This is a genomic window from Mycobacterium sp. 1245499.0 (assembly GCF_001673615.1).
Classification (GTDB): Bacteria; Actinomycetota; Actinomycetes; order Mycobacteriales; family Mycobacteriaceae; genus Mycobacterium; species Mycobacterium europaeum_A.
The window spans coordinates 22917-35612 of the sequence record NZ_LZMG01000011.1; the positions used below are offsets into that span (position 1 = coordinate 22917).

At 69.0% G+C, this 12696-nt stretch carries 11 protein-coding genes; 5 read left to right on the forward strand and 6 right to left on the reverse strand.

The window, feature by feature from the left end; genetic code table 11:
* Nucleotides 1–62 precede the first annotated feature (62 nt).
* A complete protein-coding gene (gene clpB / locus A5646_RS00450) occupies nucleotides 63–2609 on the reverse strand; it encodes an ATP-dependent chaperone ClpB (protein ID WP_067019046.1) in 2547 nt (848 codons plus the stop codon).
* A gap of 123 nt (nucleotides 2610–2732) precedes the next feature.
* Between clpB and A5646_RS00455 the strand changes: the two genes are divergently transcribed.
* The 3 genes from A5646_RS00455 to A5646_RS00465 are packed head-to-tail and all read left to right on the forward strand — an operon-like array spanning nucleotide 2733 to nucleotide 5289.
* Nucleotides 2733–3170: a DUF3060 domain-containing protein gene (locus A5646_RS00455; RefSeq protein WP_197505079.1), complete on the forward strand. Its 438-nt coding sequence runs from the start codon at nucleotides 2733–2735 to the stop codon at nucleotides 3168–3170.
* A gap of 32 nt (nucleotides 3171–3202) precedes the next feature.
* Nucleotides 3203–4375 carry an FAD-binding oxidoreductase gene (locus A5646_RS00460; RefSeq protein WP_067019049.1) on the forward strand — a complete coding sequence of 391 codons (1173 nt, stop codon included), beginning with the start codon at nucleotides 3203–3205 and terminating at the stop codon, nucleotides 4373–4375.
* A 2-nt stretch (nucleotides 4376–4377) separates the two neighbouring features.
* Nucleotides 4378–5289 (forward strand): aldose 1-epimerase, encoded by a 912-nt coding sequence (locus tag A5646_RS00465; protein WP_067019052.1) that lies wholly within the window; start codon nucleotides 4378–4380, stop codon nucleotides 5287–5289.
* Nucleotides 5290–5425: 136 nt separating this feature from the next.
* On the opposite strand, the gene A5646_RS00470 is transcribed toward A5646_RS00465, so the two are convergent.
* From A5646_RS00470 to A5646_RS00490, 5 genes are all read right to left on the reverse strand, one after another.
* Nucleotides 5426–5821: a heat shock protein transcriptional repressor HspR gene (locus A5646_RS00470; protein ID WP_066872316.1), complete on the reverse strand. Its 396-nt coding sequence runs from the start codon at nucleotides 5819–5821 to the stop codon at nucleotides 5426–5428.
* Nucleotides 5821–6999: a molecular chaperone DnaJ gene (gene dnaJ / locus A5646_RS00475; protein ID WP_066872313.1), complete on the reverse strand. Its 1179-nt coding sequence runs from the start codon at nucleotides 6997–6999 to the stop codon at nucleotides 5821–5823. Before dnaJ ends, A5646_RS00470 begins: the two co-directional genes overlap by 1 nt.
* 46 nt (nucleotides 7000–7045) lie before the next feature.
* Nucleotides 7046–7681, reverse strand: a complete 636-nt coding sequence (grpE, locus tag A5646_RS00480) for a nucleotide exchange factor GrpE (protein ID WP_066872309.1) — start codon at nucleotides 7679–7681, stop codon at nucleotides 7046–7048.
* Nucleotides 7678–9540: a molecular chaperone DnaK gene (dnaK, locus tag A5646_RS00485; protein ID WP_066872307.1), complete on the reverse strand. Its 1863-nt coding sequence runs from the start codon at nucleotides 9538–9540 to the stop codon at nucleotides 7678–7680. The genes grpE and dnaK overlap by 4 nt, the downstream gene beginning before the upstream one ends.
* A 130-nt stretch (nucleotides 9541–9670) precedes the next feature.
* The gene (locus A5646_RS00490) at nucleotides 9671–10612 is read right to left on the reverse strand and encodes a LysR family transcriptional regulator (RefSeq protein ID WP_067019056.1); all 942 of its coding nucleotides are present in this window, start codon (nucleotides 10610–10612) and stop codon (nucleotides 9671–9673) included.
* An 87-nt stretch (nucleotides 10613–10699) separates the two neighbouring features.
* Here A5646_RS00490 and A5646_RS00495 point away from each other — a divergent pair, with 87 nt between their 5' ends.
* Together A5646_RS00495 and A5646_RS00500 are read left to right on the forward strand one after the other, a co-directional pair.
* Nucleotides 10700–12184 (forward strand): aldehyde dehydrogenase, encoded by a 1485-nt coding sequence (locus A5646_RS00495; RefSeq protein WP_067019064.1) that lies wholly within the window; start codon nucleotides 10700–10702, stop codon nucleotides 12182–12184.
* 5 nt (nucleotides 12185–12189) lie between these two features.
* A partial coding sequence (locus tag A5646_RS00500) for an amidohydrolase family protein (protein ID WP_156752982.1) occupies nucleotides 12190–12696 on the forward strand: 507 nt, incomplete at its 3' end.

Here is a 12696-nt window from a genome sequence, read left to right on the forward strand (position 1 = left end):
AACGTCGACTTGTTGCGGCGGTTGGTGCGAAATACCCGCAACAAGTCGACGCCTCTGCGCGCTTAGCCCAGAATCAGCGAGTCACCGTCGGGGCTGACGTTCACCGGAACGGTGTCGCCGTCGTGCACGTCGCCGGCCAGCAACATCTTGGCCAGCTGGTCACCGATGGCCTGCTGCACCAGCCGGCGCAACGGCCGCGCGCCGTAGACCGGGTCGAATCCGCGATGGGCCAGCCACTGCTTGGCCGGCAGCGACACCTCGAGCGTGAGGCGACGCTGCGCCAGCCGCTTCTGCAGCTGGGCTAGCTGGATGTCGACGATCGACACCAGCTCGCCGGGCTCGAGGCCATCGAAGATGATGACGTCGTCGAGCCGGTTGATGAACTCCGGCTTGAACGCCGAGCGCACCGCGGCCATCACCTGCTCCTCGCTGCCACCCGATCCCAGGTTGGACGTCAGGATCAGGATGGTGTTGCGGAAGTCGACGGTGCGGCCCTGCCCGTCGGTCAGCCGGCCCTCGTCGAGCACCTGCAGCAGCACGTCGAACACGTCCGGGTGGGCCTTTTCGATCTCGTCGAACAGGATCACCGTGTAGGGACGCCGCCGCACCGCCTCGGTCAGCTGACCGCCCTGGTCGTAGCCGATGTATCCCGGCGGGGCGCCGACCAGCCGCGCGACGGAATGCTTCTCGCCGTACTCGCTCATGTCGATGCGCACCATGGCGCGTTCGTCGTCGAACAGGAACTCCGCCAGCGCCTTGGCCAGCTCGGTCTTACCGACACCGGTCGGCCCGAGGAACATGAACGAGCCGGTGGGCCGGTTGGGGTCGGCGACGCCGGCCCGGGAACGCCGTACGGCATCGGAGACGGCCGTCACGGCCCTCTTCTGCCCGATGACGCGCTTGCCCAGCTCCTCTTCCATGCGCAGCAGCTTGGCGGTCTCGCCCTCGAGCATCCGGCCGGCGGGGATGCCGGTCCACGCCGACACCACCTCGGCGATGTCGTCGGGCCCAACCTCCTCCTTGAGCATGACGTTCTCCCGCGCCTCGGCCTGGGGCAGCGCCGCGTCGAGCTTCTTCTCGACCTCGGGGATGCGGCCGTAGCGCAGCTCGGCGGCCTTGGCCAGGTCGCCGTCGCGCTCGGCGCGCTCGGACTCCCCGCGCAACGCCTCCAACTGCTCCTTGAGCTCGCGGACGACGTCGATGGCGTTCTTCTCGTTCTGCCAGCGGGTGGTGAGCTCGGACAGCTTCTCCTTCTGGTCGGCCAGCTCGGAGCGCAGCTTCTCCAGCCGCTCCTTGGACGCCTCGTCCTCCTCCTTGGCCAGCGCCATCTCCTCGATCTCGAGGCGGCGCACCAAGCGCTCGACCTCGTCGATCTCGACGGGCCGGGAGTCGATCTCCATCTTCAGCCGGCTGGCGGCCTCGTCGACCAGGTCGATGGCCTTGTCCGGCAGGAACCGCGCGGTGATGTAGCGGTCGGACAGCGTCGCCGCGGCGACCAGCGCCGAGTCGGTGATGCGCACGCCGTGGTGCACCTCGTAGCGGTCCTTCAGCCCGCGCAGGATGCCGACGGTGTCCTCCACCGAGGGCTCGCCGACCAGCACCTGCTGGAAGCGGCGCTCCAGCGCGGCGTCCTTCTCGATGTACTTGCGGTACTCGTCGAGCGTGGTGGCGCCGACCAGCCGCAGCTCGCCGCGGGCCAGCATCGGCTTGATCATGTTGCCGGCGTCCATCGCGCCCTCGCCGGTCGCGCCGGCGCCGACGATGGTGTGCAGCTCGTCGATGAAGGTGATGATCTGCCCGGCGGAGTTCTTGATGTCGTCGAGGACGGCCTTGAGCCGTTCCTCGAACTCGCCGCGGTACTTCGCGCCGGCCACCATCGAGCCCAGGTCCAGGCTGATGACGGTCTTGTCGCGCAGGCTCTCGGGCACGTCGCCGGCGACGATGCGCTGGGCCAGGCCCTCCACGATCGCGGTCTTGCCGACGCCGGGCTCGCCGATCAGCACCGGGTTGTTCTTGGTGCGCCGACTCAGCACCTGCACGACGCGGCGAATCTCGTTGTCCCGCCCGATAACCGGGTCGAGTTTGCCGTCGCGGGCGCGGGCCGTCAGGTCGGTGGAGTACTTCTCCAGCGCCTGGTAGGTCGCCTCGGGCTCCGGGCTGGTGACCCGGGCGCTGCCGCGCACCTTGACGAAGCCCTCGCGCAGGGCCTGCGGCGAGGCGCCGTGTCCGGTCAGCAGCTTGGCGACGTCGGAATCCCCGGTGGCCAGGCCCACCAGCAGGTGCTCGGTGGACACGTATTCGTCGTCCATCTCGGTCGCGAGCTGCTGGGCGGTGGTGACCGCGGCCAGCGATTCACGGGACAACTGCGGCTGCGAGTTGGCCCCGCTGGCCTGGGGCAGCCGGTCCAGCAGGCGCTGGGCCTCGGTGCGGATGGTGGCGGGCTCGACGCCGACAGCCTCCAGCAGCGGACCGGCGATGCCGTCGGCCTGCGTCAACAGCGCCATCAGCAGATGGGCGGGCCGGATCTCCGGGTTACCCGCCGCCGAGGCGGCCTGGAGTGCCGAAGTCAGTGCCGCTTGGGTCTTGGTTGTCGGGTTGAAAGAGTCCACGACACCTCCGTTCGTCGGTAGGGAAAATGCTTCTCGGCTTGTTCAACGCCGTCAAGGTTGAGTCTGTTCCGCTCAAGTCTAACGAGTTTTGAGCACTGCGGCGTAGGGGGTACCCCCGTAGCGATGACGCAGACGATGCAACCCCCCGACCAGGCCGACGCCGACCCGGAGACACGGCCGCGCCGGAGCGCCGGCGTGTGGCTGGCCGCCGTGGCCGCCGCCCTGGCGTTCGCCGGCCTGCTGGCGGTCGGGTTTCACACCGATCTCAGCGGCGGTAGCCCGTCGGCGGTCCCGCAGGCCGGGACGCTGCAGGTCAGCGGGACGGGCATGACGAAGACGCTGCCGTGCCACGCCGGTTACCTGTCGGTGAGCGGGCAGCAGAACACCGTCACCCTCACCGGGCACTGCACCAGCGTCAGCGTCTCCGGCAGCGGCAACCACGTCGCGGTCGACAGCACCGACGCGGTCAGCGCGTCGGGGAACGACAACGTCGTTCTCTACCACTGGGGTTCACCCAAGATCGCCAACGTCGGGGCGGCCAACGTCGTCCGACAGGGCTGACCCGGCGGCGGCCGAGCCTACAATCGGGGCCCGTGAGCCTGGAGGACGCCGAAGCGCTGCGGGTGCTGCGTGACGCCTTCGCGCCCGCGGACACGGCCGGTGACTCCGCGCTCGTCCATCGCTTCTACACCCAGTGGTTCGCCCTCGACGGCTCGGTGCGCGATCTGTTCCCGCCCGAAATGGCCGCCCAGCGGCTCGCTTTCGGGCACGCGCTGCACTGGGTGCTCGGCGAGCTGGTCGCCCGGCGCGCGCAGGAGCCGGTGGCTTTTCTGGCCCAGCTCGGCCGCGACCATCGCAAATACGGTGTGCTGCCGGCCCATTACGAAACCCTGCGGCGCGCGCTGCTCTCGACGCTGCGCGCGCACGTCGGCGCGGCGTGGACCGACGCCGTGGAGGCGGCGGCCCGGCAGTCGCTGAACCTGATCACCGGGGTGATGAGCGGCGCCGCGGACGCCGAGGAGGGCCCCGCCTGGTGGGACGGCACCGTCATCGAACACATGCGGGTGTCGCGCGATCTCGCGGTCGTGCGGCTGCAACTCGACCAGCCGATGCACTACCACCCCGGCCAGTACGTCGACGTCCACGTGCCGCAGTGCCCGCACCGCTGGCGGTATTTGAGTCCCGCCATTCCGGCCGACCCGGGCGGCGGCATCGAGTTCCACGTCCGCCTGGTTCCCGGCGGCCTGGTCAGCACCGCGATCGTCGGCGAAACCCGCATCGGCGACCGGTGGCGGCTGTCCAGCCCGCACGGCGGCCTGCGGGTCGACCGCGAGGGCGGCGACGTGCTGATGGTCGCCGGCAGCACGGGCCTGGCGCCGCTGCGGGCGCTGATCATGGACCTGTCCCGGTTCGCGGTGAACCCGCGCATCCATCTGTTCTTCGGCGCCCGATACCGTTGCGAACTCTACGATCTGCCGACCCTGTGGCAGGTCGCCTCGCACAATCCGTGGCTGTCGGTCTCGCCCGTCTCGGAATACAACAGCGACCCGTCCTGGGCCGCGGACTATCCCGACGTCACGCCGCCGCGCGGCCTGCACGTGCATCAGATCGGGCGGCTGCCCGACGTGGTGACCAAGTACGGCGGCTGGGGTGACCGGCAGATCCTGGTCTGCGGGGGGCCGGCGATGGTCAGCGCCACCAAGGATGCCCTGATCGCCAAAGGCGCTCCGCCCGAACGCATTCAGCATGACCCGCTATGGAGGTAGCCATGCACGTCGTCACTCTGCGCGATCCGTCGTCGCCGCTGGTCGCTCAGTTCGTTCCCGAGGCGGGGATGATCGGCACGTCGCTGCGCGACGCCGGTGCGGAGCTGCTGGGCCAGCGCCGCGGCCTGGACGCCTACGTCTCCGATGGCAAGACGATGGGGATCCCCATCCTGTACCCGTGGGCAAATCGGTTGGGCGAGAACACCTATACCGCCCAGGACGTCACCGTGACCTTGACGCCGGGAGAAAACGGTGTGCGCGCCGATCCCAACGGGCTACCCATCCACGGCGTCCTGGCCGCCTACCCCGGTTGGCGGGTGACGGCCGAGACCGCCAGCGAGCTGATCGCCGAACTGGATTTCGGTGCCGATCCCCGATTGCTGGCCAGCTTCCCGTATCCGCATGTGCTGACGGTCGCGGTGCGGCTGGGCGACCGGACGCTGACGGTTCGGACCACGGTGGACGCGACCGGGGATCGGGCCGTGCCGCTGTGCTTCGGGTTTCATCCCTACCTGCAACTGCCCGACGCCCCGCGGGCCGACTGGGTCATCGAGACACCGCCGTTGCGGCATTTGGGCCTCGACGACATCGGGCTGCCCACCGGCGCTTCCGAGCCCCAGCCGGCCCGGCGAGAGGCATTGGGCGACAACACGTTCGACGACGCCTACGACGGGGTGGCCGACGGCGCGGTGTTCGCGGTGTCCGGCGGCGGTCGGCGCATCGAGGTGCATTACGAGCAGGGTTATCCGGCGGCGCAGATTTTCGCGCCGACGCCCGACGACCCCACGAAGACGATCGTGTGCTTCGAGCCGATGACCGCACCGACCGACGCGCTGCGCCGGGGCGGCTACCGCTGCGCGCTACCGGGCGAGCGGGCCGTCACGCAATTTTCGATCCGGGTGGGCTCACCGTGACCACTCGGGTCACTGCCGCTGTCTGGTGGTCATCAGGTGATTGCAAAAAGCGCTAGCAGATGTGCTAGCGCTTTTGCGAAGGTCGTATGCGTGTCGGAGACAGACCCCTTGGGGCGCAAGGGAAACCGACCGAAAGTCAGCGTCCCCGGCGCGGCTGCCACACCACCAGCGCGGTGCTTTTGGGCACCACCGCCACGTCGCGGCGCTGGCTGGCGCGGACCTGCGAAAGCTCCTCGGTCAACTCCTTGACCCGGGCCTGCAGCGCCTCGACCTGATTGGTCAGCTCGATGATCCGCTTGATGCCGGCGAGGTTGACGCCCTCGTCCTGCGACAGGCGCTGCACCTCGCGCAGCAGGTCAACGTCGTGCTCCGAATACCGCCGTCCCCCACCGGAAGTCCGGCGCGGGCTGACCAGCCCGAGGCGGTCGTAGGTGCGCAGCGTTTGGGCGTGCATGCCGGCCAGCTCGGCGGCCACCGAGATCATGAAGGTCCGGGCGTCCTCTTTTCGTGAATTGCTCGAGCCCTTGGCCATCAGCGATTGCCTGCCCATCCGGCCCGGGGGTCGAAGCCGCTGGCGCGCTCGGCGGCGGCGTACGCCTCCAGCGCCTCCTGGGCGGCCCCCTCCAAATTCGGTGGAACGGCGACCTTTACGGTCACCAGCAAGTCGCCGTTGCCGCCGCTGCGCTTGGGAACGCCACGCCCGCGCACCCGCAGGATGCGGCCGTCGGCGGTGCCCTTGGGCACCCGGACACCGACCTTGCCGTCCAGGGTGGGCACCGAAATGGTTGAGCCCAAAGCCAACTCGGTGAAACTGACCGGCACCGTCACCGTCAGGTCGTCGCCGTCGCGGCCGAACACCTTGTCCGGGCGCACATGCACCGTCACGTACAGGTCACCCGAGGGCGCACCGCGCAACCCCGCCTCACCCTGGCCGGGCAGCCGGATGCGCTGTCCGTCCTCGACGCCCGGCGGGATCCGCACGTTGATGGTGCGGGTCCGGGTGGTGACGCCGGTGCCCTTGCACTCGTCGCAGGGGTGCTCGATGATCGAGCCGCTGCCCCGGCAATCGGTGCAGGGCTCGGAGAATCCGAACGCGCCCTGGTTGCGGTTGATCACGCCGGAACCGTTGCAGGTGGGACACACTTTCGGGCTGGTGCCCGGCCGCGCGCCACTGCCATGGCAGTTGGTGCACGGCGCCGGGCTGGTCAGCCGCAGCGGCATCGCCACGCCCTTGGCGGCCTCGACGAAATCCAGCTGGGTTTCGGTCTCGAGGTCGTTACCGCGGCGGGGCCGGCTGGGCCGGGCACCCGAACCGCGCCCGAACAGCCCGCCGAACAGGTCACCGATGTTGGTGCCGCCGCTTCGGCCGGCCGCGTCGAACAAATCGTTGAGGTTGAACTCGGCGCCATCACCACCGACGTTGAAGCCCCCGAACCCGCCGCTGTCGAACCGGCGCCCGCCGAATCCACCGCCGGCGAACAGCCTTCGGGTTTCGTCGTATTCCTTGCGCTTGGCCGGATCCGACAAGACGTTGTGCGCCTCGGAGACCGCTTTGAAGCGTTCACCGGCGGCCGGGTTGTCGGGGTTCGCGTCCGGGTGCAGATCGCGCGCCAACTTGCGGTAGGCGCGTTTGATCTCTTCTGGGCTGGCGTCAGAGGAGACGCCCAGCTCCTTATAGAAGTCCTTTTCGACCCATTCACGCTGGGCCATGTCGCGTCACCCCCTCACCTTTCTTCTGTTGTGTTGATTGTCTGCCTTATTCACCGGACGCGTCGGCGTTGTCGTCCGTGTCGGCCGGTTCGCTTTCGGCGGACTCGGGTGCGGCAGCCGCTCCATCCTCGTCGGCGACCGTGTCGACGACACCGACCAGGGCGTGACGCAGCACCTGATCACCCAGCTTGTAACCCTGCCGCATGACGGTGCCGATCACCGGCCGGGACCCGTCGCCCTCGTGCTGCACCGCTTCGTGCAGCACCGGGTCGAAGTCCTCGCCCTCCTCGCCGAACGCCGTCAGGCCAAGGCCGTTCAGCGCGCTTTCCAGCTTGTCGGCGACCGACTTCAGCGGTCCGGACTCCAGATCGCCGTGCTTGCGGGCGCGGTCGAGATCGTCGAGCACGCCCAGCAATTGGTTGACGACGGCGGCCTTGGCCCGGTCCGCCGCGGCCTGCTGATCGCGCAGCGCCCGCTTGCGGTAGTTGGCGAAGTCGGCCTGCACCCGTTGCAGATCGGCGGTGAGCTCGGCGACTTTGCCATCGGCTTGCTGCGCCGGTTCGCCGGCCGGCGCCCCTCCCGGCGTGTCGCCGGGAGGGGCCTGCCGCACTTCACCGGTCTCAGGGTCGATTCGCCGCTTGTCGGTGATCGTCACCTGTTCGTGTGGATTGCTTTCCGTCACTTGGACTCCCGGTCATCGTCGACCACCTCCGCGTCCACGACGTCGTCAGCGGAGCCAGACCCGTCGCCCGCCGCGCCCCCACCGGCCTGCTCGCCGGCGGCCTGCGTGGCCTCGTAGATCGCCTGTCCGAGCGCCTGTGACTCCTGGCCCAGTTTCTCCATCGCCGCCTTGATCGCGGCGATGTCGGTGCCGCCCAGGGCGGTCTTGGCCTCGGCGATCGCGGCGTCGACCTTGGACAGCGTGTCCTCAGGGACCTTCGAGCCGCCCTCGGCCTCGCGCTGGTCCTTGACGAACTTCTCCGTCTGGTAGACCAGCGATTCGGCCTGGTTGCGAACGTCGGCCTCTTCGCGACGCTGACGGTCCTCCTCGGCGTGCGCCTCGGCGTCCTTGATCATCCGGTCGATCTCCTCCTTGGACAGGCCGGAGCCCTCCTGGATCTTGATCGTGTTCTCCTTGCCGGTGCCCTTGTCCTTGGCCGTGACGTGCACGATGCCGTTGGCGTCGATGTCGAAGGTGACCTCGATCTGCGGGACGCCGCGCGGAGCCGGCGGGATACCGGTCAGCTCGAAGGAGCCGAGCAGCTTGTTGTGCGAAGCGATTTCGCGCTCACCCTGGTAGACCTGGATCTGCACCGACGGCTGGTTGTCGTCGGCCGTGGTGAAGGTCTCCGACCGCTTGGTGGGGATCGTGGTGTTGCGTTCGATGAGCTTGGTCATCACGCCGCCCTTGGTCTCGATGCCCAGGCTCAGCGGCGTAACGTCAAGCAGCAGAACGTCTTTCACCTCACCCTTCAAAACCCCGGCCTGAAGAGCCGCTCCCACCGCTACAACTTCATCGGGGTTGACGCCCTTGTTGGGCTCCTTGCCACCGGTGAGTTCCTTGACCAGGTCGGTCACCGCGGGCATCCGGGTGGAACCACCCACCAGGACCACGTGGTCGATCTCGGACACCGAGATGCCGGCGTCCTTGATCACGGACTGGAAGGGCTTACGGGTGCGGTCCAGCAGATCCTGTGTGATGCGCTGGAATTCGGCGCGGGTCAGCTGCTCGTCGAGGAACAGCGGGTTCTTGTCCGCGTCGACGGTGATGTAGGGCAGGTTGATCGAGGTGCTCTGCGAACTCGAGAGCTCGATCTTGGCCTTCTCGGCGGCCTCACGCAGCCGCTGCATCGCCATCTTGTCCTTGGTCAGGTCAATTCCGCTGGTGCCCTTGAACTTATCGACCAGCCATTCGACGACGCGGTCATCCCAGTCGTCCCCACCGAGGTGGTTGTCACCACTGGTGGCGCGGACCTCGACCACACCCTCGCCGATCTCGAGCAGCGAGACGTCGAACGTACCGCCACCGAGGTCGAAGACCAGGATGGTCTGTTCCTTCTCGCCCTTGTCCAGGCCGTAGGCCAGCGCCGCCGCGGTCGGCTCGTTGACGATCCGCAGGACGTTGAGGCCGGCGATCTGGCCGGCTTCCTTGGTGGCCTGACGCTGGGCGTCGTTGAAGTACGCCGGCACGGTGACGACCGCGTCGGTGACGTCCTCACCCAGGTACGCCTCGGCGTCGCGCTTCAGCTTCATCAGCACGCGGGCGCTGATCTCCTGAGCGGTGTACTTCTTGTCGTCGATCTCGATGGACCAGTCGGTGCCCATGTGCCGCTTGACCGAACGGATGGTGCGGTCGACGTTGGTGACCGCCTGGTTCTTGGCGGGCTGGCCGACGAGCACCTCCCCGTTGCGCGCGAACGCGACGATGGACGGCGTGGTCCGCGAACCCTCGGAGTTGGCGACGACGACCGGGTCACCGCCCTCGAGGACTGCGACGACGGAGTTGGTGGTCCCGAGGTCGATACCGACCGCACGAGCCATAGTGATTCCTCCTGAATATGTAGAGCTTGTCTGGTGCCACTATGCTGAGTGAACCCCGCTCAAGCCTGCCCCTGGGGCGGTGGGCTGTCAACCCAGTATTGAGTGTGGTTCGCTCAACTTGTCGATAATGCTAACGGCGGTCGGTCCCGCCTTGTTCCCGGGTCGCCGAAGAATTCTGGGCGCCCCCGGCAACCTCCTCTATCAGCGCCAGCAGTGCCCGGGTGGCCGCGCTGGCCTGCCGGTTCGCCGAGGTCGCGACGTAGAGCCGCCACTGCAGGTCGTGCCCGGTGATCCGGACGCTCACCAAACCCGAGCTGTCGATGCCCTCGAGGATGGACCAACTCAGAAAACCGATCCCCAGCCCCTTGCGGATGCAGACCGCCGCCGTGCCGATGTCGGCGACCTCCACCGCGACGGTCCGCTCGACCCCGGCGGCCGCGAACGCGGTGTCCACCACGGCGCGGTTCCCATAGCCCGGCGGCCCGTCGACGAACGGCATGCCCGCGAGCTCGGCCAGCGAAACCGCCGTGCGCCGGGCCAGCGGGTGGCCCTCGGGGACGACCAGCAGCAGCGGCACCGAGGCCACCAGCCGGGTGTGCAGGTCGGCCGGGGGCGGTCCGGTGAAAACCAGGAAGGCGACGTCGAGATCCCCGTCGCGCAATTGGGCCGCCAGCCCGGCCGACCCGGAGCTGGCCGCGCGCAGGTGGACCACGACGTCGGGATGACGGGCGTGCAGTTCGGCCAGCACGGTCGGCACGTCGATGACGCTCACCGACGTCAACGTCCCCACCGTGACGGTGCCGCGCACCGTGCCCCGGGCGGCGCTCACCGCGTCCTTGGCCGCGCGGGCGGCGTCCAAAGTGGTCCGGGCGTGGGGTCGCAGCGCTTCGCCGGCGGGGCTCAGCGCCACGCCGGCCGGGCCCCGGACGAACAACTCGGCGCCCAGTTCGCGCTCGAGCGCCTTGATGGTGGCCGACACTCCCGATTGCACGACGTGCAGCCGCTGGGCCGCCCCGGTGAAGCTTCGACTGTCCGCCACGGCCAGGAAGTACTCGAGGTGACGAAGCTCCACACCAGCGATTATCACCGCCGGTGATGAGAACCATCAGAAGATATCGTTGGTGCTGATCAAACCGCGGGGCATACCGTGACAATGCCCATGGATCAGCAAGCCCCCACCACGATCCGCACCCCCTGGTCGTCGGCGTCGCCCGACGACCGCTTCGTCGTGGAGAACCCCGCCACCGGACAGGTCGTCACCGTCGTGCACGGGGCCGGCACCGCGGAGGTGGATCGGGCCGTGCGGACCGCGCACGCGGCGCACGTGCACTGGAAGCTTCGTCCGGCCCGCGAACGCGGCCGCTACCTGCGGCAGATCGCCGACGTCATTCGCGAACACGCCGACGAGATCGCCGCCCTCGAGTCGCGAGAGATGGGCAAGCCGATCAGCCAGGCCCGCAGCTTCGACGTGGAAGCCGCGATCGGGATCTTCGACTACTTCGCCGGCATGGTCGAGGTGCTGCCCAGCCAGGCACGCGACTACGGGCCGGTGTTCGACGTGACCACGCTGGAGCCCTACGGCGTGATCGCCGGCATCGTGCCCTTCAACTGGCCGCCGATCCACACCGCCGGCAAGGTCGCTCCCGCGCTGGCCGTCGGGAACGCCGTCGTGCTGAAACCGCCGGAGCAGACGCCCTCGGTGGTGCTGCGACTGGTCGAGCTGATCCAGTCGGTGCTGCCCGACCCGGTGGTGCACGCCGTGCCCGGCGGCGGCGAGGTGGGCGCCGCGCTGGCCGAGCATCAACTGGTGGGCAAGATCTCCTTTACCGGGTCCCCGCTCACCGGTTCGGCGGTGCTGCGCACCGCGGCCGGCAACCTCACGCCGGCGTTGATGGAGCTGGGCGGCAAGAACCCGCTGCTGGTGTTCGACGATGCCAACCTGCACGAGGCGCTGTTGGCCGCCATCGACGGCGGCTTCTTCAACCAGGGCGAAGCGTGCACCGCATCGTCGCGAATCCTGGTGCAGGACAACGTCTATGCCGAGTTCGAGGAGAAGCTGTGCGCCGCCGTGCGCCGGCTGCGGGTGGGCGACGGCGCCGATCCCGCCACCGACGTGGGGCCGCTGGTCACCCGGGCGCAGCGCAAGCAGGTCCTGGAGTACCTCGACATCGGCGTCGCCGAAGGCGCCCGCATCGCCGCCCAGGCACCGCTGCCGCAGGATCCGCGGCTCGCGGACGGCTTCTACGTCGCGCCGACCGTGCTGACCGGCGTCACGCCGGACATGCGGGTGGCCCAGGAGGAGATCTTCGGTCCGGTGGTCGCCCTGATCCGGTTCAGCGACGAGGCCGAGGCGGTGCGGATCGCCAACGGCACCCCCTACGGGCTGGTCGCCGCGGTGTTCACCGCCGACGGCGACCGGGCGCTGCGGGTGAGCCGGCAGATCCGGGCCGGAGCCGTCTTCGTCAACAACTACGCGCGGGTGGCCATCGGCAGCGGATTCGGCGGCGTGGGCCACAGCGGGTTCGGCCGCGAGCACGCCCAGGAGACGCTGGCCGAGTACGGCTACACCAAAACCATCCGCCTGGCCGCCAACCGTGACGAGTTGCCGTACTGGAGCGCGGCCGCCCGAGTCCTCGAAGGATAACCCAGATGCGTGTCATCGCCCTCGAAGAGCATTACGCCACAATGGAATTCCTGCAGGGCCCGGGCACCTGGCTGGCGTCGCGAGCCGGCATCGTCGAACCCGCCAGCGATCTCGGCGACGGCCGCATCGCGGCGATGGACGAGGCCGGGGTGGACCTGGCCGTGCTGTCGCTGGCCGCGCCCGGGGTTGAGCAGCTGGATCCGAACGAGGCGGTGCGGCTGGCCCGGGATTGCAACGACCAGCTCGCGGCGGCGGTGCAGCGCTACCCCGACCGCTTGGCGGGCTTTGCCACCGTGCCCACCAGCGCACCCGACCAGGCGGCCGACGAACTCGAGCGCGCGGTGCGCGGGCTGGGCTTCCCCGGCGCGGTGATCAACGGACACAGCCGCGGCCGCTATCTGGACGACCCGTTCTTCGAGCCCATCCTGGACCGCGCGGCCGCCCTGCAGGCGCCGATCTACCTGCATCCGACCATCCCCCCGGCGGGCGTCATCGAGTCCAGCTACGCGGGT